This is a genomic window from Mesorhizobium koreense (assembly GCF_031656215.1).
Lineage (GTDB): Bacteria > Pseudomonadota > Alphaproteobacteria > Rhizobiales > Rhizobiaceae > Mesorhizobium_L > Mesorhizobium_L koreense.
This window is the reverse complement of record NZ_CP134228.1, coordinates 433393-458600: the sequence shown is the minus strand read 5'-3', so window position 1 is coordinate 458600 and position 25208 is coordinate 433393. Positions and strand designations below refer to the sequence as shown.

Genomic DNA, 25208 nt, shown 5'->3' with positions numbered 1-25208 from the left:
GAATTGAACGAGGATCTCGATGTTCTGGTTATCGGCGCCGGCGCATGCGGCTTGTGCGCGGCAATTGCTGCCCATGACCAGGGGTTGTCGACAGCCATTGTCGAAAAGATGGATCGACCCGGCGGGAACTCGGCGCTGTCGACCGGGTCTGTGCCAGCCGCCGGAAGCCGGTTTCAGCGCGAAGCCGGTATCGATGATGGTCCCGAGAACTATTGCCGCGACCTGATGGCTATCGCCGGGGAAGCCGACAATGCGGATCTCGTACGCCTGATGGCGCAGGTGTCGGCCGAGACGGTGGAATGGTTGATCGACGATGTTGGCGCACGCCTCAAGCTCGTCACCGCCTACAAGCATATCGGCCATTCCGTGCCCCGTCTGCATGCGCCCGTGTCGCGCCGGGGCATCGATCTCGTGGACGACCTCATCGCGGCTGTCGAGAAGCGAAACATCCCGATCGCGGTCGGAAACTCGGCTCGCGAGTTGATCGTGGAGGATGGAGCGGTGAGGGGCGCCGTGATCGACGCGGGTAATTCCAGTCCGTTCGATATCCGGGCTGGAAAGACCATCCTGGCGGTCAATGGCTTCGGCGCCAATCGGGATCTTGTCGCGCGCTTCTGTCCGGAAATCGCCGGCGCGCGATATTTCGGGGCCCACGGGTCCGCCGGTGAAGCAGTGCTATGGGGTAGGAAACTCGGCGCCGCCCTCGATAACATGGCGGCCTATCAGGGATACGCTGCCGTCGCGGACCCGCATGGCGGGCTCCTCTCCTGGACCACGATCGAGAAGGGCGGCATTCTTGTCGGCGCCGATGCACGCCGCTTCGGCGACGAGAGCACCGGTTATTCCGGCTATGCACGGATCGTGCTGGCGCAGGGCGATCATGCATATGCGATCTTCGATCAACGTATCTTCGACATTGCCGCGCAGGAAGAAGAATTCCGAGAACTGAGCGATTACGGCGCCTTCAAGAAGGCAGACCGTCTGCATGATCTGGCGATGGCATGCGGCCTGGAGGCCGGTACGCTGAGCGAGGAAATCGACCGCTACAATGCCTCGGCCGCCGGCAGGGAAGGCGACGCCTTCGGGCGCAAGGAATTCGGCATCGCACCGCTGCGGCCGCCCTACTATGCCTGCCGTGTCGTGCCGGGCATGTTCCACACGCAAGGCGGCTTGCGGATCGACCGGGAAGCCCGCGTCCTGCGCGGCTCCGGTGAGCCGATCCCCAATCTCTATGCCGGCGGCGGCGCCGCCGCGGGTATCAGCGGCCGTTCCGGGGCGCTTGGATACGCCTCCGGCAACGGCCTCCTGACGGCAGTCGCGCTCGGACGGATCGCCGCCCTTTCGGCAGCCCGGGCCTTGCGGGTCGACAGGCAATGAGCCTTTCCCGCGTCATCGTGGAGCGGCTGGGCCGTCTGGCCGAGAGCAACTTGCCTGAGGACGTGGCGGATGTGGCGAAGCTGCACCTTCTCGATGTTGCGGGCGTTGGATTGGCTGCGGCCGGATCGTCGGCGGGACGTCCATATCGTAATTATGCGAAGGGGCTGTCAGCCGCGGGACCATGCACCATTCTCGGTCAGGCGGGAGGATTTTCGGCCTCGGACGCTGCGTTGGTGAATGGCGGACTGATCCACAGTCTGGAATTCGACGACACGCATACCGGCTCGATCGTCCATGGCAGTTCGGTTCTTGCTTCGACGGCCATCGCCGGAGGCGAAGCCTTTCGGGCGTCGGGGAAGGCTGTACTCGGAGCCTACGCTCGCTGGTACGAGGTCTTCATTCGCATCGGTCTTGCGGCGGCGGGCTCGTTTCAGGACCGGGGATTTCAGTTGACGTCGGTGGGCGGCACATTGTGCGCAGCGGGAATCGCGGCGGAACTGGCAGGCGCCGACGAGGAGACGACGGTCGCCGCGCTGGGCATCGCGCTCAGTCAGGCGTCCGGCGTATTCGAGTTCTTGAGCAACGGCTCCACCGTCAAGTCGTTGCATCCGGGCTGGGCCGCTCATTCGGGTATCACCGCCTTTGCCTTGGCACGAGCCGGGCTGACCGGCCCCGAGACTTCGTTCGAGGGGCGGTTCGGGCTTTTCTCGGCCTTTGCCGGAGACCGGAATGCCTCCGACAGGCTTCGCGAGAATGTCGGCAGTCTCGGTCTCGACTGGCATATTCGTGATGTGGCCTTCAAGTTCCATCCATGTTGCCACTATCTGCATCCATTCATCGAGGCTGCCGGAACGCTGGCGGATGGCGGCGTTCGTGCCGAGATGATCGAAGAAATCGAATGCCGGGTTCCGGCGGGCGCTGCAGGCATCATCTGCGAGCCCTGGTCAGCCAAACAGGCGGCGAGGGATCACGCCATGCGCTGGAGCCTGCCTGCCGTCGTTGCCGCGCGATTTGTCCACGGGCAAGTCGACACAACGGTATTCGAGCGGGAGCTTTCCCCGGAGGCGCGGCAGCTTGCCGGGCGGATAATCTGGACACCGCTGCGGGAGGCGGATTTCCCGGCCCGCTTCGAAGCCGAAATCCATTGTCGCTTGCGTAGCGGCGACATGCGGAGTGCCCGCGTCGAAGATGCTTATGGCAACCGCTCCCGCCCGGCGGGTGCTAAGGCTGTCGAAGAGAAGTTTCGCAAGAATCTCTTAGCCGCCGGCGGCGACGCTGCCATTGGCCGGATCACCAGGTCGGTCCATGCCCTCGACGCAATGCCAAGCCTCGACGACTTCGGCGCCGCGTTGCGTTCCGCGGCGCCGCGCACCGAAAGGAATTTGCCATGACAGCCAAGTTCGACCTCCTGATCGCCGGCGGCGAAGCAGTTCTTCCCGGATCGGGCCGTACGTTGTGCGACATCGGCGTCGAGGGCGGCAAGATCGTCGCGATCCTGCAGCCGGACAGTGGCGCCCGCGCCGATCGCGTCATCGACGCAAAGGGTCTTGCCGTGCTCCCCGGCCTGATCGACGTGCACCTCCATCTCGGTCACGGCAAGGACATCTCGCGGCCTCGCGTCCCCGAGGACGCCAGCCAGGAGACGGCGGCAGCGGTCATGGGAGGTGTGACATGCTTTGTGCCGTACCTGATGGCCACGGAGCCGTTCGAGGACATCTTTGAAGAAGTTGTCGATGTAACCCAGGCAGGCGCACGCATCGATTTCGGCTATCATTTCATCATCTCGACGGAAGACCAGCTTGCATCCGTGCCGCGCTATGCGCGTGAATTCGGGGCGCCGACCTTCAAGATATTCATGAACAACCGCAACGGCGAAGGCTCGCGTCTCGGTCTGCCGGACATCGACGACGGCTTCCTCTACCGCCTGTGCGAAGCTGCCGCGGCCAATGGCGGCATGGTCTGCCCGCATCCGGAAAACATCGAAGTTGCACAGATGCTGCGCAAACGCGTCAAGGTGGCAGATCCCGATGGGAAAGGCGGTCTGGCGACCTGGAACGACAGCCGGCCGCCCTTCGTCGAAGCCGATGCCGTTCAACGCGCCGCGCTGCTTGCCGCCAAGGCCGGTGCTCCGCTCTATGTGGTTCATACGACTTCGAGGGAGGCGCTCGAGGCCGGGCTGCGTCAGGAATCCGCCGGCACCGCAATCTATTTTGAAACCTGCCCGCACTACCTCACGCATGACGTCACGTGGCGGGGCGGTGTCGTCGGCAAGGTCAATCCGCCCTTGCGGGAAAGATCCGATTGCGAGCGGCTTTGGCGGGGCTTGGCCAATGGCGAGATCGATACTGTCGGGACGGATCATGTCCACCGGGACCTCGGTTCGAAGGAGGCCGACATCTGGGGCGCGTCACCAGGTTGTCCGGGACTTGAGACGTTGCTGCCGGTGCTCCTGACCGACGGCTTTCATGAGCGCGGGATTCCGCTCGAACGAATCGTCGAACTGACGGCATCCAACCCGGCGCGCCTTATGGGTCTTTCCCATGTAAAAGGCTCGATCAAAATCGGCCTGGATGCGGATTTCGCGCTGGTCGACCTCAATACGCACTGGAAGCAGAAGCGTGAAAGCGTCGTTTCGAGCGCGGGCTACTCGATCTATGAGGGCAAGTCGTTTCGCGGCAAGGTCGTCCATACCGTCGTTCGCGGCGAGCAGGCCCTCGACGATGGCCGGCTTGTCGACGCGGCCATCGGCAAAGGCAGGTACGTTTCGCGTCGGCTCGAGCATTGAAACCTCGAGACAGAGATACGACGACACGATGCCGAGTGCAGAATCGGCGGAATCATACCAACTGCCGCTTTGACCGGCTCCGCGGAAACATCCCGGCTATCGCCGGAATTCGCTAGCGCCAGAACGGGGCAGTTTACCTCAGCATGTCGGTCAGGGCGAGCCGCATGGACGTGCTCGGTATGCCGAACAGGCCGCCATAAGGAATGTCGAGATCGAGAATGACGAACATGGCGCTCGTCACCGAAATGATGGCGATGCCGATGGCCACGCTGGCGAGGAGGTTGCGTGGCGCTTGCAGACCGAAGCTCAAAAAGACCAGTGTCAGCCAGAATATGAGTACGATGGCGAACGGCGCGGAGAGCGATCCGTGGACATCTTCGATCACGACCCAGCGCGCGCTGGCCACTTCCCGGTAATCAGCCGTGCAACGAGCAGCCAACGAGCGGTGCAGTGTATCGCCCGGAGCGAGTTCGCCGATCGCGATGCCGATATCGTTCATGATGGTGGCGAGCACCGGAACCTCGCCGAGGCGCGGCATCCCGGCCGCATCCGGATAGTCGACTCCTTGTGGCGGAGGCTCGTCCGGCCAGGTGCTGGCGATCACGGCGGCGGTATAGCGATGGAGCTTCACGCGCGCTTCCGCCAGTTCCGGCCCGTAGTTGCGCATGCAGGCATCGAGTTGGACGAGGCTGGCGGCATAGTGGCTGCGGTCACGGAAGGCGGAGTCATAGGAGTTGCGGACCGATGCCAGGATCAAGCTCATCACGAGTGCGGCGAAGGTGACGAGCAGAGCCGTGACGATGCGCAGGAACTCGATGGTCGGCTGATTGCGGTGCGGTTCAGGAACCAGTGACCGAAGGACGAAGCCTCCGGCGGCTCCCACGATCAACAAGGTACAAAGGATGACGGTCCACAAGACTTCGTGCATGCCGACCAACCCCAAAAATACCTGACTATTGTTAATGCGGCCGCCCGCATCTGACAAACGGGAAACGGATAGGCAGATCATGCCAGCATTGGTCGGTGCTCCCAAAACCGGTGACGCCACCAACGATTCTTCCGGACCGACGAACCGCTTTGATCCAGCCTCTCAACTATCCGGACCTGGAGGCGAGCGGCCGCTTCCCGCGTCCGGCGCGCCATTCCTCGAAACGCTGCATGATCACGAAGAAACTCGGCACGAAGATCACCGCCAGGCAGGTTGAGGCGATCATGCCCGAGAACACGGTGATGCCGATCGACTTGCGGGCGCTCGACCCGGCGCCGGTTGCCAGCACCAGCGGCACGACGCCCAGGATAAAGGCGAACGATGTCATGACGATCGGTCGGAAGCGCGCGCGGGCGGCCTCCACTGCGGATTCCATGATGCCGTTTCCGGCAAGGCGCAACTCGCGCGCCACCTCTACGATGAGGATAGCGTTCTTCGCGGAAAGTGCGAAGAGCAGGACCAGCCCGATCTGGACGTAGAGGTTGTTGGCGATGCCGACGCCAAGGAACACGGCCACCGGCCCGACGAGAGACAGGGGAACCGCGAGAATGACCGACAGCGGCGCCCACCAGCTTTCATACTGCCCGGCGAGGACGAGATAGACCAGCAGCAGGCCGAGCGCGAAGACCAGGTACATCTGACCCCCTACGAGCTTCTCCTGATAGGAGAGGGCGGTCCATTCGTATCCGATGCCATTCGGTAGTTCTCTGGCGGCGACCTGCTCCATGATGTGCATCGCCTGCCCCGAGGAGAAGCCGTTCGCCGGCACGCCGGCGATCATCGCGGACGGATAGAGGTTATAGAGGCTGATCAGCGACGAGCCTGTACTTGGCTCGACCGTCATGACGGCACCGAGCGGAACCATGTCTCCGTTCTGGTTGCGCACCGTCAGGTCTAGAATGTCCCTCGGGGACAGCCGCGAGGAGGCATCGGCCTGCGCGTAGACCTGGAAGACGCGGCCGAACTTGTTGAACTGGCCGACATAGCTGGAGCCGATATAGCCCGCCAGCGTCGAGAAGACCTGATCGGCGTTGAGCAGGTAGGCCTGGATCTTCTCGCGATTGATCTCGATGCGATACTGCGGCACGCTCGCCCGGAAGGGCGCAAAAACGCGCTGGATCGCGGTTTGGGTGCCAGCCGAGCGCACGATTGCATCGGTTGCCGCCTGCAGCCGGGCGAGGTCGAAGCTGCCGTCCTTGAGTTCCACCTGCATCGTGAAGCCGGCGGCATTGCCGATACCCTGTATCGGCGGCGGCGGCAAGACAGTGACAAGGCCGTTCCGCACGGTCGAAAGGCGATCGTTCAGGGCGTTGTAGACGCCGAGCAGGTCGCCGCCTTCGCCGCGCGCGCTCCAGGGCTTCAGCACGATATAGGCGACGCCCGCGCTGGCGAGGCTGGCATTGTTATCGAGCGCGGAAACGCCGGCGATGGTGACGACGCGGTCGACGCTCGGGACAGACGCGGCGATCTTGTTGACTTCTTGCAAGATAGCTTCGGTACGCCCGAGCGAGGCGCCGTCGGGAAGCTGGACCGCGGCGATCATATAGCCCTGGTCTTCAATCGGGATGAAGCTGGTCGGTACGCGGGAGAGGCCGTAGCCTGCGGCCACGGCGATCAGCAGAGCCAGTACGACCATCGGTCCGCTCACCTTGGTCATGGCGCCGACGAGACGGGCGTAAGCGTTTTCCGCAGCCGCATAGGCACGGTTGAAGCCGCGATAGAAGAGATTGCGTTTTTCGGGCGGCACCGCCGGCCGCAGCCACAGCGCGCATTGTGTGGGCTTGAGTGTCACCGCGTTGATGGCGCTGATGAGAGCCGTAGCCGCTATGACCAGCGCGAACTGGGCATAGATCTGGCCGGTGAGGCCAAAAAGGAAGGACGCGGGCAGGAACACCACCATCAGCACCAGTGTAATGCCGACGATCGGCGCGAAAAGCGCCTTCATCGCCGCGATCGCCGCATCATGGGCGGACATGCCCCGCTCGATGTTGTGGGCCGCCCCCTCCACCACCACGATCGCGTCGTCGACGACGATGCCGATCGCCAGAACGATGGCGAAGAGTGTGGAAAGGTTGACCGAGAAGCCGAGCGCCGCCATCGCCGCGAAGGCGCCGATGATGGTCACCGGCACGGTGGTGGCCGGCACCAGCATGGCGCGCCAGTCCTGCAGGAAGATCAGGATGACGATCAGCACCAGCACCGCCGCCTCCATCAGGGTCTTGTAGACCTCAATGACCGATTCATGCACGAAGGTCGTGGTGTCGAAGGGAACGGAATAGACGATGCCTTGCGGAAAGTGCCGCGACAGTTCCTTTATCTTGGTATCGACCTCGTGCGCGACGTCGAGCGCGTTCGCCTCCGGCGTCTGGAAGATGGCGAGGCCGGCGGCCTGCTGGCCGTTGAGATTGAATATCTGCCCATAGGTCTGGGCGCCGAGTTCGACCCGGCCAATGTCGCGCACCCTCGTAAGGCTGCCGTCGCTGCCCGTCTTCACGATCACGTCGGCGAACTGCGCCGGATCGTTCAAGCGGCTCGAAACCTCGACCGTATACTGGAAGGACTGATCGGACGGTGCCGGCGGCATGCCTGCCTGGCCGGCAGTCACCTGTTCGCTTTGCTGCTGCAGCGCCTGCACGACATCCTGAACGTTCAGCCCAAGTGCCTGCATACGGCTGGGATCGAGCCATATGCGCATGGAATACTGCCCTGCGCCGAATACGGCGACATTGCCGACGCCAGGCAGCCGTGCGATCTCGTCCCTGAGCTGGATAGTGGCGAAGTTTGACAGATAGAGGCTGTCGTAGCGATTGTCCGGTGAGGACAGCGTTACGATCTTCAGGATCGCGGTCGACCGCTTCTGGACATTGACACCCTGCACCTGGACGGGCTGGGGTAAGGATGCCATCGCCGCTGAAACGCGGTTCTGGACCAGCACCTGCGCGTTGTCGAGGTCGGTTCCGATGGCGAAGGTCACCGTCAGATTGTAGGTCCCGTCGGCAGCCGCATAGGACTGCATGTAGAGCATGTTCTCGACGCCGTTGACCTGCTGTTCGATCGGCAGTGCCACGGTGTCGATGACGGTCTGCGCGCTGGCGCCCGGATAGCGGGTCGTCACCTGCACCGTCGGCGGCACGACGTTCGGATATTGCGCGACCGGCAGGAAATAGAGCGATACCGCTCCGAGCACGACCATAAGGATGGCGATGACGTTCGCCAGGACCGGCCGCTCGATGAAGAAGCGCGAGATCATTGGGCCGCCGGGCTCGCGTCTATCTTGGTCGTCGTCGGCTCGACCTGCTCGCCCGGCACGGCGTGCATCAGGCCGGAGACGAGAACGCTGTCGCCGTCGGTGATGCCCGATTCGACGACGCGAAGCTGGCCAACCTGTTCACCGATCGTGACGGGACGTTGCTCGACGACATTATCCTTGCCGACGACCAGCAGATAGCGACCGCCCTGATCCGAGCCGAGCGCGCGGTCGGGCACCAGCAGCCGATCGGGCTCCGTGCCGAGCGGTATGCGGACGCGGACGAAATAGCCGGGCAGCAGCACACGGTCGGCGTTGGCGAGCATGGCGCGCACCGGCAACGTACCCGTCGTCGAGGCGACGGATGGCGCGGCGTAGTCGAGCGTTCCCTTGTGCGGATAGCCTTTCTCGCTTTCGAGGCCGAGTTCGACCGGGATCTTCTTCAACTCCTCCGTCGTCAGCCCGCGCTTGGCGATCTCCGTGCGGATGCGCTGCACGTCACCCTGGCTGATGCTGAATTGCGCGTAGATCGGATTCAACTGGATGACGCTCGCAAGCGTCGTCGCCCCGCCGGTGCCGACGAGTTCGCCGATCGAGACCTGGTGGGCCGTCGCGATGCCGTCGAAGGGAGCCTTCACCTCGGTATAGCCGAGATTGAGCTCAGCCTGTTTGGTGTCGACCTCGGTCTGCTTCAGTCTGGCCCGATCGGCGTCGCGCTGCGCGGCGGCGTTGTCGACATCCTGTTGTGCGGCGACGTGCTTGGCGAAAAGATCGACCTGCCGGTTGTATGTGAGTTCGGACTGTTTCGCCGCCGCCTCGGCGCCAGCCTGGGCGGCCTGCGCCTGTTGCAGCGCCAGTTGGTAGGGCTGCTGTTCGATGATGAAAAGGACGTCCCCCGACTTGACCGCGTCGCCGTCCTGGTAGTCGATCTTCTCGACGAATCCCTGGACACGTGCGACGAGCGTCGTGCTGGAGACGGCGTCGGTACTGCCCGTGGTATAAAGATAGCGCTGCACGTCCTGCTTAAGTGGCAGCGCGACGTCCACCTTTGGCGGCGGCGGCGGGATATAGTCGTTTCCCTTGTCGCACGCCGCCAGAAGCAAGGGCAAAAGCCCCGTTGCCAGGAGCGCCCCCGCAGAACGGAACGAGGGCTTCGTGATAACATACATCAGCCTGGTTCCCCTCCAGGTCTCCACGACGATGCGTGATCGCGCGAACGTTGAATAGCGGGCGAAAATGCAGGCTGCCCGTTCGCCGCCGCCCATAGTTCCGTTTATTGTCGGAACGCCGGAGGCGATGAAAATCGCCGAAGTCCATGCGCCGGACGAAAAGTCCACCTTGCTCGCATCGGCAATGCTACGCGGTCCGATTGCCGGTCCGCTTGTCTCTCCCGCAAACCAATGCTTTGCCGGGCAAACTCACTGCCTTCAGGCGCGGGCGCCTATTTCCCCATCTTGGCCTTGAGGGTCTTGAGCTCCTTGGCGCAGCCTACTGTAAGGTCGTCTTCGTGAGCCTTGAGGCACTTGAGCATCCTGCCTTCGCCCATCTGCACTCCCTTGCAGAGCCTCGCCGCATCCTTCTTACAATAATCCAATGACTGCGCATAAGCGGCCGAGCCAAATGGCAAGACCGAAAATACGCCTGCCGAAAACAAGAGTATCGTCACCATCCTCAGTGTATGCATTTCGCCTCCTCCAGGTCGCTGTTGAAACGCTGCACTGCGCTAAATGAAACGTCGCCTTCAATTGGAACCATGAAATGGATGGGCCGACCACATAGATCGTCCGGCGCTCGACAGCGTACAATGCTTCGTCGCCGCAAGGATCGGGATCAATAGTATTAATTTCGGGTCGGACTCTCCGGCAAAAGTCTCAGGGCCCTATGCATTTCGATCATCGTCTACCGGTGCGGGATGATGGAATAAGATGCGCCTACCGCGTAGATTGACACGCCGGGCGGTAAGCAATCATCTGATGCGCTCATTGGTATAGAGGGAGGAATGCCATGCGGTGGCTGTTTGGTGCCGCGATACTTTCCGCGTTGCTGATTTCGGAGACGGCGATGGCACAGACCATGGCCGAAAAGATGGCCTGCAAGGGCGACTTCCAGAAGCTCTGCCCGGGCGTCAAGCCGGGTGATGGTCGTCCGTTCGCTTGTCTCGCGGAGCAAAAAGAGAAGCTCTCGCCAGCCTGCGCCAAGGTGATCGCCGCCCACACGAAATAGACGACGATGTGGGGGTCAGCGAGAAACCCACCGGCGTGTTGTTTCCCAACTGCGGCTGACCGGTTGTGCCAGACGCAATTTTGTCAACGAATCTCGTTGGCATTTTGCTCGGAATTCTAATGTCGGATGGGATCGGAGATCTTCAATCTCACTCGAAGCGATTCGAACTTTTTACCGCCGATCGCCACCGTCATTACACTTTTCACCCACCGTCTATTTGCCGCTCTTTGCCCGAGCGTAGTACCGGCGGCCATAGCGTATCATGGGGGGCTCTCGGTAGTCTTTGGCGCGCTGCCACAAGTGATGACGAGAATTACGTTTGCGTTCGCTGAGCCACCAGAATGTATGAGATTACAGCTTTCCGGTGAATACCGGCATCCGCTTCTCGATGAAACTCGCCACGCCCTCCTTCGCGTCATCGCTTTCGCGGATCGCTTGGAGCGCGTAACGCAGTTGTGCACCGCGCTCAGCGGATCCTAGCGGTACAAGCTCGGCAGCCATTTGCTTCAACTGGGCGACGACTAGGGGCGCGCACCTTGTCAAGCGCCGTGCATAGTCCATCGCCACAGCATTTAGCTCCTCGGGAGCGACAAGCTTATTGACGAAGCCGACCTCGTAGGCCCGGCGCGCCGAAATCTCGTCGCCAAGCAGCATCATCTCCATCGCTATCTTGTGCGGGATACGGTTTGCAATTCCGGCGATCATGCCGCCCGTGAAACCGCGCTTGGCTTCCGGATAGAGGAACTTCGCACGCTCGGTCGCTACGCAGATGTCGGCCATCTGCACCATTACCACCGCGCCGCCGGTACACCAGCCGTCGACCGCGATGACGACGGGCTTGGTCACGTCGACGCCGATCCCGGGAATCGCAAGTGGAAAATTCTGCGGCCGTGACTTGATGTCGGCACCAACAGAAAAGTCATCACCCGCCGGGATAACTACCGCGACACGATCGTCACTCGACTGGAAACGCTTCCAGGCCTCGTAGAGGCCTATAGCCATCGCCTCATTGATCGCGTTTCGCTTCTCCGCCCTGTTGAGGACGATGCGGGCGATGCCGTCGCCAGATTCGTAGATTATCTCGTTCATTTCTTTTCTTTCCTGTCTCAGGCGAGCACGCCACGCGCATCAACGGCAAGCACTCCCTTGCCCGCCTCACGCACGAAGAGCGGGTTGATCTCGATATCCGTCAGCCGTCCGTCCAGGTCCGCGACCAACCATGATAGACATGCCAGCGCGTCGCAGAGTGCCTCCATGTCCGCTTTCGGCCGACCACGGTAGCCGTCGAGCAGCGGCCATAGCCTCAAGGTCCGCACCAGGTCGGCCGCCTGCCCTGGCGAGAGCGGGGCGAGAGCGATGCGGACGTCGCGAATGAGCTCGACCTGCACCCCTCCCATGCCGACGAGCACGGTCGGCCCGAACTGCGGATCCCAGCGTGCACCGACGATCATCTCTGTCGCAGCACCAGCCATCTCCTGGACAAGCAGGCCTTCCAGTTTCGCCTCCGGCGCGTGCGTGGCAACGCTTGCCATGATCCCGTCCCAGCCGGCCCGGACCGCTCCTTCGCCGCCGAGCCCAACCTTGACGCCGCCAATGTCGGATTTGTGCACGATCTCGCGCGAGACGATCTTCAGCACCACCGGCCCGCCCAGCGTTTCCGCGAATTCGACGGCCGCGTCGACATCCCTCGCCACCATCTCACGGGTGACCGGGATGCCGGCGGCGGAGAGCAGCAACTTGGCTTCCGGCTCGAGGAGCCGTCCCGGCTGCAGTGCCCGTGCTGCTTCAACGGGATGAGGCATGTCCGTTGGGCGGACCGGTACGTCCGCCCCTTCCCCGGTCGTTGCTGCTGCCGAGGCACGTAGCACCGCGATCGCTTGGTCCATGGTGTTGCAGTAGGGCCGTCCGTGGTCGCGCAGCACCTTGCGCACAGGGTCGAGCACCGAACCAGGCGTAACCACGAACATAACGGGCTTGCTGCAATGCTCCGCGGCCTGCGACCATTCGGCCGCCTTCTTTTCCAGTGCCGGCGAGGTCGCGATCGCCACCGCGATGGTGCCCACATCCGGGTCCGCGGCGAAGATCTCGATCGGCCGCACCGCGGCCTCCATCATCTTGTCTGCGGGCATGCCGCCGACATCGAGCGGATTGACGTGGCGCGTCGTGCCGAAGATCGCGCGAAGCTTGGCCACGGTCGATGCATTCGGCTCGGCGAGCCGCAGCCCCGCCGCGGAGATGCGGTCGCCGGTGATCGCGGCCGTTCCGCCCGACGGGGTCAGCGCCGCGATACCATCGGTGCGAGGCACGCCATAGGCGGCGAGGAACTCGGCTGTCTTGATCATGTTCTCCGGGTCGTCGAGCAGCACGGCCGAATGCCTCCGGCACACGGCCTCCAGCACCTCGTATGAACCCGCAAGGCTTGCCGTGTGCGACTGCGCGATCGCGGCGCCCGCAGCGGTGCGTCCCGACTTGACGATCAGCAGCGGCTTCCCCGCTGCACGGCAGCGTGATGCCGAGGCGATCAGCCTCGCGCCGTCTGTCACCCCTTCGAGATAGGCGCAGACGACCCGTGTAGCGGGATCCTCGGCAAAATAGTCGATGAAGTCACAAGCGTCGATGTCGGCCTGGTTGCCGACAGTCGCGCAGACGCTGAAGCCGCTGCCATCGTCATAGGCATGACTGAGCATAGAAGCCATCACGGAGCCGCTCTGACTCACCATCCCGATAGCGCCGCACGGCAACCTGTCGACTGCGAGGGCGACGGAAGAGGAAAGAGCAAGCTTCCTGGCGGGATTTACAAAGCCGAGGCAGTTGGGCCCGATCAGACGAACACCTGCGCGGCGCCCCGCCGCGACAAGTTCCTCCTGACGCCGAGCGCCTTCCGCCCCGGCCTCCGCGAAGTCGGAGGTGACCACGATGGCGCCACGCAAGCCGGCCGCGCCGCATTCCTCCACGGCCGAGAGCAGATGCCGGCCGGGCACAAGCAGAAGCGCAACGTCGACTGTTTTTCCGATGGCCGCGATGCTTGGAAAGCAAGGCAGGCCGAGGACTTCCGTCCGCGATGGGTTGATCGGGTAGATGCCCCCTTCGAAGCCGTGCCGGAGCAAATAGCGCAACGCGCGGCCACCGAACTTCGAGACGTCGTCCGTGGCGCCGACGAGGGCCACGCCGCGCGGCGACAATATCGTGCGCAGATCCTCGACCGTGTCGCGCTGGCCGGCGGCTCCGGACGTCATGTCATTCATATGCATTCCCCATCACGGCGGCAGATGCACGCCCGGCTTTCACACGTGCGAGGTGTGCGACGATGCGATCTTTGAGACCCGCTCGCGCGGCCGAGCGCACAAGCGCGGCGAGATCCCGATCGGCATCGCGGCCGGCAAGCAGGCTGCGCACGGATGCAAGCGTATGCCGATCCAGACGGGCCGCCGCCTGCGTCTCGGATTCGAGGACTGCTTCGAAATCGTCACATGCGATCATGGCGTTGCTCAGTCCGAGTCTCATCGATTCCTGCGCGTCGATCGTGCGCCCCGACGCCACCAGTTCCTGCGCGGACGACGCACCGACCAGCGCCGCGAGGCGTCCGGTCCCAAGCACGAGTCCAAAGCCCGCGCCTGGAAAAGAGAACTTCGCATCAGGTCCACAATAGCGTCGAGAACACGATGCGTAGAGATCAGCTCCGGCCCCTGTTGCCGTGCCTGAGGCGAAAGCAAGTGTGGCGAATGGAGCGGAATGAACTCGTGTGAGCAGCATCTCGATACGCACGAACCGGGCAAGCAGGCTGGCATCCGTCTCGTCCTCGACCGCTGTCAGGTCGAAGCCGGTGCAGAACCGGTTGCCTTGGTTGCGGAGGCAGAGAAGCGCCGCCCGACCTTCCTCGGCCGCGTCGACCACGCCATGCAGTGCCTCGACCATGGCGACCGACAATGCGTTGCCGGCAGTCGGCACTGCGAGCGTGGCAACCATGGCGCGGCCGCGCCACTCGACAGAGACTGCAGGACCCATCACGCTACCCAAAGATTGGGAAGCATGTCGTTGTGATACCCCGACACGAAGGACGAGATGCGGCCTTCGTCATCGTAGACGTGGCGGCTGATCTGGCCGATGTTGCCGCCATAGACATGGATACTGACCGATGCGCGGTCGTCGAGCGCATTGAAGACCTTGTGGATGTCGCCGACGATCGGAGACACACATGCCACCTCGCCCCTCTCGAGCCGCTCGATCCTGCCTCCCACGGGAACTCCCTCGACCAGATCGTAGCCTTGGGAAAGCTCGGCGCCGCGCAGCACACCGACGATCCCCCATGTGGTATGGTCGTGTATCGGCGTGCTCTGCCCCGGACCCCAGACGAAGCTCACCACGGAGAAGCGGCCCAGGGGATCGCAATGCAGCAGATATTGACGGTATTTGAGGGCGTTCGGTTCAGAGAAGCGCTGGGGCAGCCAATCATCGGTCGAGATCAGGTCGGCCAGCAGTTGCCGCCCGTTTTCCAGGATCATCGCCTCGTCGCCGTGGGCTTCATGAACGAGGAGCGTCATGTCGGCGATAAACCGGCGGAGCTTCAACCTCCCTTCGATCTTGACCATTTGTATTCGTCCTATTATTTAGGATGCTTTCCCACCTATTGATATTATCTACATCGGCGTGTCTGTCAATTGAGATATCGCCGATGTTTCTGGAAACCGCATGACGAACCAGTGTGGCCGCCCTCGCAAATTGACAAACCACTCCGATCTTGTTATCCAATAATTGGGATTTCGTTTCAAATAATGGGATATGGCGATGACTGAAAAGCAGACTGCGGTTTTCGGAAAGACCCCGATGTGGGACATGGTCGACTGGGAGGACCTCTACAAGCCTGAGGAGTCGGCCCTGCTCGTCATCGACCCGCAGAACGACATCCTCAAGAAGGAAGGCAACATGGATTACTATGGTATGTGGCAGGATGCGCCACGTACCATAGAAGCCATCGGCGCGCTCGTCCGTGGCGCCCGCGCCCGTAGGGTTCCGGTTTTCTGGTTCCGCTACGTGCGGCTTGCCAACGGCAAGGACGTGTTCCCGAATTCGCTGGTGTCCGCGCGGCTCAAGATGCTGCGGTCACGCATCCCGAACATCTTCGCAGACGGTTCGTGGGACATCGACATCGTCGACGAACTGAAAGAGCTGATGGAGGACGAGGACTTCATCATCGACAAGCACGCTTCCGGCTGCTTCGAGGGCACCATGCTCGAAAAATACCTGCGACAGATGGGGGTCAAGAACTTGGTCCTTTGCGGCTATCTTACGGATTTCTGTGTGGCGAGCACAGCGCGCACCGGATACGACAAGGGGTATGGAACCATTCTGGTTTCCGACGCCTGCAACACGCACAATGCCGACCTGCACAGGGCCGCTGTTGACATGCACCGCTGGTATCTCGGCCCTGTCATCTCCACGAACAAGGCCGTCTCGCTGATGGGCGGCTGAAACACCGGATTCGATCGGGCCACCACGACAAGGCACAACTGCATGACAAAACGGGCCGCGCGTGCGCTCGCGATGACGCATTGGGGTTCCTACGAGGCCGAGGTGGCCGACGGCCGCCTCCGACGCCTCAGCCCGATAGAGATCGATGCCGATCCCTCACGGATCGGCGCTTTCGATCCCGCGGTGCTGGAATCGCCGACGCGCATCCGAACCCCCATGATTCGGGAGGGCTTCTTTGCGGGCCACGGCACGTCGTATCGCCGTCGCGGCGAGGATGCGTTCGTGCCGGTCTCATGGAATGAGGCAAGCGACCTGGTAGCGGCGGAACTCACCCGCGTTCGGGACCAGCATGGCAATGCCTCCATTTTCGGTGGCTCGTACGGCTGGGCAAGTGCCGGCCGGTTCCACCATGCCCAGAGCCAACTCCATCGTTTCCTCAATGTACTCGGCGGCTACACCGGCGCGGTCAATACCTACAGCTACGCTGCGGCAGAGGTTATCCTGCCGCACGTCAATGGAGATACGTCCGGCCTGGAATACGGCCACACCTCTTGGCCTGTCATCGCGCAGAACACGGAACTCTTCGTTCTGTTCGGCGGAATCCCGCTCAAGAATTCGCAGGTGTCGGCCGGTGGCGTGGGCGCGCATCATACCCGCGCCGGGCTGAAGCTCTGCCGCGAGGCGGGGGTCGAATTCGTGAACATTGGTCCGATCGCAAGCGATGCTGCGGATTTCCTGGACGCCCGGCAACTCTGGATACGTCCGAATTCGGACACGGCGATGATGTTGGCGCTGGCATTCACCATCGTGACCGAAGGCCTGCACGCACGCGATTTTCTTGCCACGCACTGCGTGGGCTTCGATAAGGTACGGGAATATCTCCTCGGGACCGCGGACGGCCAGCCGAAGACGCCCGAATGGGCCGCGCCGCTCACCGAGATCCCTGCTGACGCCATTCGGGCACTTGCAAGGGAGATGGCAGGGAGGCGCACGATGATCAGCGTTGCCTGGTCATTGCAACGCGCCGACCATGGCGAGCAGCCCTATTGGGCGGCAATGACTCTGGCCGCCGTGCTTGGCCAGATCGGCCTTCCCGGCGGTGGCATCGGCTTCGGCTATGGCGCGACCAATCGGGTGGGCGCGGGCGCTCGCCCGTTTACCTGGAGTTCACTGCCTCAATTCGACAATCCCGTTCGCCAACGCATCCCGGTCGCCCGCATCACCGACATGCTGCTCGATCCCGGCGGTGAGGTCGACTACGACGGTACGCGGGTCTGCTTTCCCGACATCAAGTTGATCTACTGGGCGGGCGGTAACCCGTTCCACCATCACCAGGACCTCTCCCGCCTTGCCGATGCATGGCAGAAGCCGGATGCCGTCATAGTCCATGAGATGTGGTGGACCGCGACCGCACGCCATGCCGACATCGTCCTGCCCGTTGCAAGCCCGTTCGAGCGCAATGATATCGGCTGCGCGCGTGGCGAGAACCATATCGTCGCGATGCGGCAGCTCATCGAGCCGGTAGGCCAATCGCAAAGTGACTTCGAAATCTTCTCCGGAATCGCCGAAAGGCTTCAACTGCGCAGCCAGTTCCGTGGCGATCGTGACGAAATGGGCTGGTTGCGTCATCTCTATGACGGGTGTCGGACAACGGGCGCCGAGCAGGGTATCGACTTTCCTGATTTCGAGACGTTTTGGCGCGAGGGCATCTTCGAATTGCCGCGCCCGGCCGAGGAGCCCGTGTTATGGAAAGGCTTCCGCAGCGACCCGGCCGCCAACCCCCTCCCGACACCCTCTGGCCGCTTCGAACTCTACTCGGAAAGGATCGCCGGCTTCGGCTATCCGGACTGTGCCGGGCACGCCAAATGGTACGAGCCGGCGGAATGGTTGGGCTCTTCCAAAGCGGCCGAATGGCCGATCCACTTGATCTCGAATCAGCCCCAGACACGCCTGCACAGCCAATATGATCACGCCAGCGTCAGCAAAGCGGCCAAGGTGTCCGGTCGGGAACCCATCTGGATCAATCCGGTCGATGCGGCAACGAGGGGTATTGCAGACGGTGACCTGGTACGCGTCTTCAACGTGCGCGGCTCCTGCCTTGCAGGCGCTGTGGTTACCGACCGCATCCGGCCTTCGGTTGCGCAACTCGCCACCGGAGCCTGGTACGATCCGGAGACGGAGGGGCCGGAGCGCGGCATGGATCGCCACGGGAATGTCAACGTCCTCACCCGCGATGCCGGCACGTCCCGCCTCGCCCAGGGTCCGATTGCCCAAAGCCTGCTCGTCCAGATAGAGCGCTTCGACGGCGAGCCGCCGATCATGCGCGCATTCGATCCCCCTCCAATATCGGAAAGACGGGAGCCGACGAGACGCAGTCCTTCTGGCTAACGAAGCAGGATCGGATAGGTGGATGAGTAGATTCTATTTCATATGTGGCGAAGGGATCGCCTCGGATCGGGGGCGCGGGCCGATGGGCTATCGTCGGCCTGCTGGCCCGAACGCATGAGCGGTCTCCGCTCGCAAGCGAGACCTCAAACCCACCAACGGAACATTTCATTTGTCCATCCGATACCTTAGAGCAATGTCCGATCAGATTAAATCGATTCTATTTCCTCGATCGCGAGGCGCTCCGTCAGGGAAACGCCGAAGATCGTATCGATGGTACGGCAAAATCTGCCCGGGTGAATTCAAGCCAAATCCTTCGGCCTTGACCCGAAGCGTCTCTGGAACGATTCAATCAGTCGGAACTTGCTTTGGACGGCACGCCGCCGATCCCATCCTGATGCATATAGTGAGGGGAGGACACTGATGGATTCTACTTTGCTCAAGGGTCTTTCCGTTCTTGAGCGGGTGGCCATGTCTGAAGAGCCGCGCGGCGTGACCGAGTTGGCGGAAGAACTGCCGCTCACCAAGAGCAACGTGCATCGGATCCTCAAGACGCTGGAAGCCGCCGGCTACCTCACCCGGGACGAGACGACACGCCGTTACAAGTTGACCTTGAAGCTTTGGGAACTCGGCCTGAGCGTTGTTTCGAAGATGGATCTTCGCGTTCAGGCATCGCCCTGGCTCAAGGGGCTCAGCGAGACGACCCGCGAAACGGTCCATCTTTCGGTGCTCGACGGCGACGAGGTCATCTATATCGACAAAGTCGACAGCTCCGAGCCGATTCAGGCCTATTCGCATGTCGGCGGTCGCGCGCCCGCGCACTGTGTCGCAACCGGCAAGGCCCTGCTCTCCTGCCGCTCAAACGCTTTCCTCAACGACCTCGCAACCAGGCTGAAACCCTATTCGGAGCACACGATCACCGATCCGGCTCGTTTCCTGGCGGAAATGGAGCAAATCCGAAAGCAAGGTTTCGCGCTGAACCTGGGCGAGTGGCGCGAAGGCGTTTGGGGCGTGGCCGCCCTCATACGGGACGCGCGCGGCGAAGTAGCCGGCGCGGTAGGCATTTCCGGTCCGAGTTTCCGCATCAAGGAGCGCAACATCGATAACTATGTCGGCCCCGTGATGGCGGCTGCGGAAGATATCTCGTCACGGCTCGGCTATCGCAAGAACCTTCTCGTCCGTTCGACCTGATTTCCGGCGGTTCCAGGAAAGGTTCACAGCGGCACCGCCGGCTTCCTGGCCGACCCACGCCTACTCGGCCGAACCGTACTGATGCGCAAAACGGCGGATCAGCATGCGGAAGATGCGATCGGCAGCCATGCCGAGCGCACCGAGGCAGACGATAGCGACGAAGATCTTGTCTGTCGCCATCCAAAGGCGTGAATTGAAGATCAGGAAGCCGAGCCCCTTATCGGATGCCACCATCTCGGCCGACACCACCGTGGCAAAGGAGTTGCCCATCGCGAGCCGCATGCCCGTCAGTATAAAGGGAAGCGTTGCCGGCCATGTCACGTACAGGAACATCTTCAGCGGCGTCGCGCCAAGCGATGCCGCCGCTCGGAACTTGTTGGGCGCGATATTTCCGACGCCCACGATCGTGTTGATCGCGACGATGAAGACCGTGGTGTAGACGATGATCAGCACCTTCGAGATCTCGCCAATACCGAACCAGAGTACCACAGGGGTGAGCCAGGCGATGGCCGGCACATATCGGAAGAACTCTGTATACGGCTCGAAGGCGGCGCGGATGTAACGGCTCGAGCCCATGAGCAGGCCAAGCGGAATGGCGACCGCGCTCCCTATGAAGAAGCCGAGCATGATACGCTGCAGGCTTATCGCCGAATGCACGAATATCTCGCCGCTGAGAACCATCTCCCAGGCGGTCGTTAGAACGATAGAAGGGCTCGGGAAGAATGCCGGGTTGAAATAATTTGTCGCGACATACTGCCAGACGACCAGCGCGGCGAGGATCGAGCCGAAATAGATGAGCGGCATATGCGCCGCCTCCATGAAGCGGGCCAGGAAAGAAGGACCTCTCGTCGCCTGCGCTGACCGCTCGTAGAGCTGCGTCATGGCTACCCCTCCTGACTTTCGATCAGATTATTGATCTGTTCCCACATAACGCCGAAGGCTGGGCTGCCGCGATAACGCGGCCGCGGCATGTCGATCCCGACGATGCTGGCGATATGGGAGCCCGGTCCCTTGCTCATCACGCCGACGCGGTCGGCCAATAAGACGGACTCGCTGATGTCGTGCGTGATGAAGACGATGGTTTTGCCCGTCTTCTGCCATATCTCGACGAGTTCGTCCTGCAGCCGCGAGCGCGTCTGCGCGTCCACGGCACCGAACGGTTCGTCCATAAGCAGAATCTTCGGATCGTTGACCAGCACCCGGGCGATCTGCACCCGCTGCTTCATGCCGCCCGACATCTCGGTAGGATATTTTTGGCCCTGTCCGCGCAAGCCGACCAGTTCGAGGAACTGCTCCGCCTTGGCGTATCGCTCGGCCTTGCCCATGCCTCGCATCTTTAGGCCGAACGCGACGTTGTCGAGCGCGGTCAGCCAGGGAAACAGCGCGTCCTCACCCTGGAAAACCACGCCGCGATCCGCCTCCGGCTTGTCGATGACCTTGCCGTCGAGTGTAAGCCGCCCCTCCGTCGGCTTCAGGAAGCCCGCCATCAGGGTCAGCATCGAAGTCTTGCCGCAACCGCTGGGGCCGAGAAGGCAGAAGAACTCGCCATGCCTGATCTCCAGCGACGCACCCGACAGGACCAACGGTCCATCCTTGCGCTTGGCCGTCTGATAGCGCAGCCCGACATTCTGCACGTCGAGCGCTATCCTGGTGGAAGGTGCATGCCGTGGGCGAGCCGCGGTAACGGCTGCCTCGGTGTGCCCGATGGGCATTATGTTTCCGTAGGTTGTTGATATCGACATCGGCTTCCTGTCGAGGCGTTGGAAAGAAGCGGCGCGAGCGGCACCGCCTTGGCCTTGTTTTACCAGCCGGCCGCGCGCTCAGGCGCGACTGCCTGCATGATCTCCGGACGTGCTACGTCGGCAAGCGCCGGCACCGTCTTCAACAGTCCTTTCGAGAGGTTGAAATCGGCCTGTGCCTTGAAGTCCTTCTCGTAGCGCTCCTTCGGGAACTCCATCTTGTACTCGAGCTTCTCGTACTGGAAGCGCGCATTGGCCGGATCGGTCTTCAGGCGACGCGCCCCGATCTCGATCACCTCGTCCTTGTTGGCCATGATCCACTCCGAGCTCTCGATGAGGGTATGCATCGTGGCCTCGGCGCGCGGCTTGTCGGCCATCAGCGCCTCGCCCATGAACAACCAGTTGGTAACGAAGATGTTGTCGTCTGAAAGCTGGCGTAGCGTATGTGTGTCGGGCACCAGCTCAAGCACCTTGGTCGGCCAGGGTTCCCAGAACATGACCGCGTCGACATCCTTGCGCGTCAGCGCGGCGACCGCCTCCGGCGGCGAGATGTTGACAAGTTCGATCTGGTCGAGCCCTATCCCGTTGTTGTTCGCGAACTGCATGTAGAGGAATTCGAGAATCCCATCCTTGGCAAGCCCAAGCTTCTTGCCGATCAGGTCCTGCGGCTTGGTCAGTTCCTTGCCGGATATGATGGAATAGAGCTTGCCGCTGGCTGCCATCGAGGAGACGCTGTACATCTTTGCACCGCGGGATACGCGCTGCATCATCGACATATTGGTGGCCGAGCCGATGTCGCCGTTGCCGGTGACAATTGCGTCCAGCGCGACAGCACCGTTGTCGAAATGCGCGATCGACACTTCGAGGCCGTTCTTCTTCCAGAAGCCCTTTTCCTCGGCGACGATGTAGTTGATGTACCACATGTCGACGCCTATGGCCGCTGCAACCTTCTGCCCGTCCGCAAATGCCACAGGCGGAAATAGTCCGGCGGCACCCATTACCGCGCCGGCCTGCAGCAGGCGACGCCTGTTCATGCATATGTCGAATTTCTGGCCTTTCGTCATCTACTCAATCTCCAATCCGGATTTAGAATGTCGCTAGTCGTGGGGGGCCTACCAGCCCTTCGCGCGATCGGCATGTACCCCGGCCATGAACTCGGGCTTGACCACATCCTCGACCGGTGGGACCGCCTTGATGCGTCCCTTCTCAAGTGCGAATTTCGACAGCGGATCGAAGTCCTTGACGAACTTGTCTTTGTCAAAGGCCATCGTGAAGTCGAGATTCTCGTACTGAAATCGCGCGCCGTCCGGCTTGAGCTTGAAGCGCTCGGCGGCCACTGAGATGGTCTCGTCGGCATTTGCCTTCATGAATTCGGAAGCCTCGACCAGGGCATCGAGGGTCGCACCGGCCCGCGATTTGTCGCCTGCCAGCGCCTGCCCCATATAGAGCCAGTTCGTGACGTAGATGCCGTCGTCGGCCAGATTTCGCAGGCGGTGCGTGTCTGGCACCAAAGTGAGCACCTTGCTCGGCCATGGCTCCCACAGCAAGACTCCGTCCACGTCGCCGCGCGCCAGCGCGGCCACGCTTTCCGGTGGGGTGATGTTCACCAGTTCGATCTTGTCCTGCGGAAGGTTGTTGCTGGTGGCAAACTGGCGGAACAGATAGGCGGCAATGCCGTCCACCGGCAAGCCGAGTTTCTTGCCAACCAGGTCCTGAACGGTTTTGGTGCCGGTCTTCGTCACGACCGAATAGAGCTTGCCGGCAGCAGCGATCGACGAGGTCGCGTACATGCTCTTCGTCTTCTCGTAGCGAGGCAGCATTGAAAGGAGCGTCGAGGAATTGATGTCGGCGCTGCCGGTCATTACTGCGTCGAGCGCGGTGGCGCCGTTGTCAAAATTCACATAGCTGAAATCGAGCCCGCGCTTCTTAAACAACCCCTTGTAATCGGCCATCACATAGGTGGCGTAATAAAGGTCCACGCCGATTGCGGCTGTTACCTTCCCGCTTTCAGCGCGCGCGACATGTGGGATTGCCAGAGCGGCTCCCGCCACCGCCCCTGCCTTTAGCAATTGTCGCCGGCTTACCGGCGCACCCGCGAACGGATAGTGCGACATTGACGAACTCCCATTCCAACATTTGGGATTACTTCCCATCATTTGATATCGTAAATTCTGTTTTTCGGAGTTGTCAAGGGTGTTCTGCAGTGCCGGCGTAAAGCGAACGCCTTGCTTCGCACCGATCGTGCGACCCCGGCCGATTTCCCAAGCACCCTCTTGACAGACGGGTTCCGCCGCAGGCATTGTTACAAAGAATGAGACATTGTACCAGTATTTGATACAAAGATCGACATCATTGCCAAGGTGATAGGAAGAGTGAGATGAACCAGCACTTCCGGAATTCAAATAGCGAGCGGGACGTCGCGACACTCGTCCATCCCTACACGAACCTGGCCCAGCATGCCCGCACGGGCCCGCTCACGATGGTCGGCGGCGATGGGATCTATGTCATCGACGACCAGGGCCGCCGCTACCTCGAGGGCATGGCCGGGCTATGGTCGGCCTCGCTTGGCTTCAGCGAAAAGCGGTTGGCGGATGCCGCGCACCACCAGCTGAGCACCCTGCCATTCTACCATCTCTTCAATCACCGCTCGACCGAGCCGGCGATCGAGCTTGCGGAGCGCCTGCTTGCCATCGCGCCGAAGGGCCTGTCCAAGGTGCTATTCGCAAATTCGGGTTCCGAGGCGAATGACCAGGCCATGAAGCTGGTGTGGTATTACCACAATGCTATCGGCAAGCCGGAGAAGAAAAAGATCATCTCCCGCTGGCGCGGCTATCACGGAGTGACTGTCGGAGCCGGCAGCATGACCGGCTTGCCCGCCAATCATGCGCTGTTCGACCTGCCCATCAAGGGCATCCTTCATACCGACACGCCCAGCTTCTACCATTTCGGACAGCCCCACGAGACCGAAGAACAGTTCGTCGACCGCATCGTGGGCAATCTCGAGTCCCTGATCGAGAAGGAAGGCCCCGAGACGATCGCCGCCTTCATCGCCGAGCCCGTCAACGGCTCGGGCGGTGTCATCGTCCCGCCCAAGGATTACTTCGCCAAGGTGCAGGAGGTGCTGCGCAAGCACGATATCCTCTTCATCGTCGACGAAGTGATCACCGGCTTCGGGCGGACGGGCTCGATGTTCGGCTCCGAGACCTTTGACCTGAAACCCGACATTTTGACCTGCGCCAAGGCGCTGTCGGCCTCCTATCTGCCGATCTCCGCCACGATCATTTCGGAGAAAATCTGGCAGGCGATGAGCGCACAGAGCGAGAAGACCGGGGTTTTCGCCCATGGCGTCACCTACAGCGGTCATCCCGCCTGCGCTGCCGTAGCGGTCGAAACGCTGAAGATCTACGAGGAGCGCGACATCATCGGCCATGTCCGCGAGGTCGGTCCGCATTTCCAGGCGCGGCTGAAAGCCCTCAACGAACTACCCCTGGTCGGCGAGACACGCGGCGTTGGCCTGATCGGCGCCGTGGAGATTGTCGAAGACAAGGCGACGAAGAAAGCGTTCGACCCGGCCCGTGGAATTCAGCCGCAGATCGCCAAAGCGGCGCAGGACCGGGGCGTGCTGGTGCGATCCATCCGCGAGGCGATAGCGATCTGCCCGCCGCTCATCATCGTGAAAGACGAGATCGACATTATCTTCGACACCCTTGAGGCCAGCATTCTGGAGATAGCCGCCACCCTTTGAAGAGTGCGGAAGAGCCGCCTGCCGGTGCACTCGTCGGCGGAGCAGCACACGCGGAGGGC

Annotated in this window: 20 protein-coding genes; 8 read left to right on the top strand and 12 right to left on the bottom strand. The window is 62.0% G+C overall.

Going from position 1 to position 25208, the window contains the following annotated elements:
* Window positions 1-3: 3 nt before the first annotated feature.
* Genes RBH77_RS02085 through RBH77_RS02075 form a run of 3 tightly spaced genes read left to right on the top strand, consistent with a single transcriptional unit; the run spans window position 4 to window position 4162 of the window.
* Entirely contained in the window at window positions 4-1377 is a 1374-nt protein-coding gene (locus tag RBH77_RS02085; RefSeq protein ID WP_311030500.1) for an FAD-dependent oxidoreductase, read from the top strand.
* Window positions 1374-2768: an MmgE/PrpD family protein gene (locus RBH77_RS02080; protein WP_311030499.1), complete on the top strand. Its 1395-nt coding sequence runs from the start codon at window positions 1374-1376 to the stop codon at window positions 2766-2768. Before RBH77_RS02085 ends, RBH77_RS02080 begins: the two co-directional genes overlap by 4 nt.
* Window positions 2765-4162, top strand: a complete 1398-nt coding sequence (locus RBH77_RS02075; protein WP_311030498.1) for a dihydroorotase — start codon at window positions 2765-2767, stop codon at window positions 4160-4162. Before RBH77_RS02080 ends, RBH77_RS02075 begins: the two co-directional genes overlap by 4 nt.
* Window positions 4163-4295: 133 nt before the next feature.
* Here RBH77_RS02075 and RBH77_RS02070 read toward each other — a convergent pair whose 3' ends face one another.
* From RBH77_RS02070 to RBH77_RS02055, 4 genes are all read right to left on the bottom strand, one after another.
* A complete protein-coding gene (locus RBH77_RS02070) occupies window positions 4296-5090 on the bottom strand; it encodes a bestrophin-like domain (RefSeq protein WP_311030497.1) in 795 nt (264 codons plus the stop codon).
* A 166-nt stretch (window positions 5091-5256) separates the two neighbouring features.
* The gene (locus tag RBH77_RS02065) at window positions 5257-8400 is read right to left on the bottom strand and encodes an efflux RND transporter permease subunit (RefSeq protein WP_311030496.1); all 3144 of its coding nucleotides are present in this window, start codon (window positions 8398-8400) and stop codon (window positions 5257-5259) included.
* Entirely contained in the window at window positions 8397-9566 is a 1170-nt protein-coding gene (locus RBH77_RS02060; RefSeq protein ID WP_311030495.1) for an efflux RND transporter periplasmic adaptor subunit, read from the bottom strand. Before RBH77_RS02060 ends, RBH77_RS02065 begins: the two co-directional genes overlap by 4 nt.
* Before the next feature lie 272 nt (window positions 9567-9838).
* The gene (locus tag RBH77_RS02055) at window positions 9839-10081 is read right to left on the bottom strand and encodes a cysteine rich repeat-containing protein (RefSeq protein ID WP_311030494.1); all 243 of its coding nucleotides are present in this window, start codon (window positions 10079-10081) and stop codon (window positions 9839-9841) included.
* Between the two features lie 377 nt (window positions 10082-10458).
* Here RBH77_RS02055 and RBH77_RS02050 point away from each other — a divergent pair, with 377 nt between their 5' ends.
* Window positions 10459-10620, top strand: a complete 162-nt coding sequence (locus tag RBH77_RS02050) for a cysteine rich repeat-containing protein (RefSeq protein ID WP_311030493.1) — start codon at window positions 10459-10461, stop codon at window positions 10618-10620.
* 351 nt (window positions 10621-10971) lie between these two features.
* On the opposite strand, the gene RBH77_RS02045 is transcribed toward RBH77_RS02050, so the two are convergent.
* From RBH77_RS02045 to RBH77_RS02030, 4 genes are read right to left on the bottom strand one after another with little or no spacing between them, the layout of a single operon-like run.
* Complete coding sequence (locus tag RBH77_RS02045; protein ID WP_311030492.1) at window positions 10972-11709, bottom strand: enoyl-CoA hydratase/isomerase family protein; 738 nt, start codon at window positions 11707-11709, stop codon at window positions 10972-10974.
* 17 nt (window positions 11710-11726) lie between these two features.
* Complete coding sequence (locus RBH77_RS02040) at window positions 11727-13865, bottom strand: acetate--CoA ligase family protein (RefSeq protein WP_311030491.1); 2139 nt, start codon at window positions 13863-13865, stop codon at window positions 11727-11729.
* Window positions 13858-14625, bottom strand: coding sequence for an enoyl-CoA hydratase/isomerase family protein (locus RBH77_RS02035; RefSeq protein WP_311030490.1), 768 nt, complete (start codon window positions 14623-14625; stop codon window positions 13858-13860). The genes RBH77_RS02040 and RBH77_RS02035 overlap by 8 nt, the downstream gene beginning before the upstream one ends.
* Window positions 14625-15209, bottom strand: a complete 585-nt coding sequence (locus RBH77_RS02030) for a cysteine dioxygenase family protein (RefSeq protein WP_311030489.1) — start codon at window positions 15207-15209, stop codon at window positions 14625-14627. Before RBH77_RS02030 ends, RBH77_RS02035 begins: the two co-directional genes overlap by 1 nt.
* Before the next feature lie 196 nt (window positions 15210-15405).
* On the opposite strand from RBH77_RS02030, the gene RBH77_RS02025 reads away from it, so the two are divergent.
* The 3 genes from RBH77_RS02025 (at window position 15406) to RBH77_RS02015 (ending at window position 19665) form a co-directional block, all read left to right on the top strand.
* On the top strand, window positions 15406-16089 hold the full coding sequence (locus RBH77_RS02025) for a cysteine hydrolase family protein (RefSeq protein WP_311030488.1): 684 nt from the start codon (window positions 15406-15408) through the stop codon (window positions 16087-16089).
* A gap of 42 nt (window positions 16090-16131) precedes the next feature.
* On the top strand, window positions 16132-18477 hold the full coding sequence (locus tag RBH77_RS02020) for a molybdopterin-dependent oxidoreductase (protein ID WP_311030487.1): 2346 nt from the start codon (window positions 16132-16134) through the stop codon (window positions 18475-18477).
* Window positions 18478-18897: 420 nt separating this feature from the next.
* On the top strand, window positions 18898-19665 hold the full coding sequence (locus tag RBH77_RS02015; protein ID WP_311030486.1) for an IclR family transcriptional regulator: 768 nt from the start codon (window positions 18898-18900) through the stop codon (window positions 19663-19665).
* A 60-nt stretch (window positions 19666-19725) separates the two neighbouring features.
* On the opposite strand, the gene RBH77_RS02010 is transcribed toward RBH77_RS02015, so the two are convergent.
* The 4 genes from RBH77_RS02010 to RBH77_RS01995 all read right to left on the bottom strand — a co-directional run bounded on the left by RBH77_RS02010 (window position 19726) and on the right by RBH77_RS01995 (window position 23830).
* A complete protein-coding gene (locus RBH77_RS02010; protein ID WP_311030485.1) occupies window positions 19726-20547 on the bottom strand; it encodes an ABC transporter permease in 822 nt (273 codons plus the stop codon).
* Window positions 20548-20549: 2 nt separating this feature from the next.
* Window positions 20550-21377 carry an ABC transporter ATP-binding protein gene (locus tag RBH77_RS02005; protein WP_311030484.1) on the bottom strand — a complete coding sequence of 276 codons (828 nt, stop codon included), beginning with the start codon at window positions 21375-21377 and terminating at the stop codon, window positions 20550-20552.
* A gap of 89 nt (window positions 21378-21466) precedes the next feature.
* Complete coding sequence (locus RBH77_RS02000; RefSeq protein ID WP_311030483.1) at window positions 21467-22468, bottom strand: ABC transporter substrate-binding protein; 1002 nt, start codon at window positions 22466-22468, stop codon at window positions 21467-21469.
* Between the two features lie 48 nt (window positions 22469-22516).
* Entirely contained in the window at window positions 22517-23830 is a 1314-nt protein-coding gene (locus tag RBH77_RS01995; protein ID WP_311030482.1) for an ABC transporter substrate-binding protein, read from the bottom strand.
* Between RBH77_RS01995 and RBH77_RS01990 the strand changes: the two genes are divergently transcribed.
* Window positions 23782-25149: an aminotransferase gene (locus RBH77_RS01990; protein ID WP_311030481.1), complete on the top strand. Its 1368-nt coding sequence runs from the start codon at window positions 23782-23784 to the stop codon at window positions 25147-25149. The genes RBH77_RS01995 and RBH77_RS01990 overlap by 49 nt on opposite strands.
* The last annotated feature ends 59 nt before the right edge of the window (window positions 25150-25208 follow it).

Coding starts and splice junctions, on each gene's coding strand:
- RBH77_RS02080 (WP_311030499.1), top strand. CDS start 1,374: ATGAGCCTTTCCCGCGTCATCGTGGAGCGGCTGGGCCGTCTGGCCGAG.
- RBH77_RS02075 (WP_311030498.1), top strand. CDS start 2,765: ATGACAGCCAAGTTCGACCTCCTGATCGCCGGCGGCGAAGCAGTTCTT.
- RBH77_RS02070 (WP_311030497.1), bottom strand. CDS start 5,090: ATGCACGAAGTCTTGTGGACCGTCATCCTTTGTACCTTGTTGATCGTG.
- RBH77_RS02065 (WP_311030496.1), bottom strand. CDS start 8,400: ATGATCTCGCGCTTCTTCATCGAGCGGCCGGTCCTGGCGAACGTCATC.
- RBH77_RS02060 (WP_311030495.1), bottom strand. CDS start 9,566: ATGTATGTTATCACGAAGCCCTCGTTCCGTTCTGCGGGGGCGCTCCTG.
- RBH77_RS02055 (WP_311030494.1), bottom strand. CDS start 10,081: ATGCATACACTGAGGATGGTGACGATACTCTTGTTTTCGGCAGGCGTA.
- RBH77_RS02050 (WP_311030493.1), top strand. CDS start 10,459: ATGGCACAGACCATGGCCGAAAAGATGGCCTGCAAGGGCGACTTCCAG.
- RBH77_RS02045 (WP_311030492.1), bottom strand. CDS start 11,709: ATGAACGAGATAATCTACGAATCTGGCGACGGCATCGCCCGCATCGTC.
- RBH77_RS02040 (WP_311030491.1), bottom strand. CDS start 13,865: ATGAATGACATGACGTCCGGAGCCGCCGGCCAGCGCGACACGGTCGAG.
- RBH77_RS02035 (WP_311030490.1), bottom strand. CDS start 14,625: ATGGGTCCTGCAGTCTCTGTCGAGTGGCGCGGCCGCGCCATGGTTGCC.
- RBH77_RS02030 (WP_311030489.1), bottom strand. CDS start 15,209: ATGGTCAAGATCGAAGGGAGGTTGAAGCTCCGCCGGTTTATCGCCGAC.
- RBH77_RS02025 (WP_311030488.1), top strand. CDS start 15,406: ATGACTGAAAAGCAGACTGCGGTTTTCGGAAAGACCCCGATGTGGGAC.
- RBH77_RS02020 (WP_311030487.1), top strand. CDS start 16,132: ATGACAAAACGGGCCGCGCGTGCGCTCGCGATGACGCATTGGGGTTCC.
- RBH77_RS02015 (WP_311030486.1), top strand. CDS start 18,898: ATGGATTCTACTTTGCTCAAGGGTCTTTCCGTTCTTGAGCGGGTGGCC.
- RBH77_RS02010 (WP_311030485.1), bottom strand. CDS start 20,547: ATGACGCAGCTCTACGAGCGGTCAGCGCAGGCGACGAGAGGTCCTTCT.
- RBH77_RS02005 (WP_311030484.1), bottom strand. CDS start 21,377: ATGCCCATCGGGCACACCGAGGCAGCCGTTACCGCGGCTCGCCCACGG.
- RBH77_RS02000 (WP_311030483.1), bottom strand. CDS start 22,468: ATGACGAAAGGCCAGAAATTCGACATATGCATGAACAGGCGTCGCCTG.
- RBH77_RS01990 (WP_311030481.1), top strand. CDS start 23,782: ATGAACCAGCACTTCCGGAATTCAAATAGCGAGCGGGACGTCGCGACA.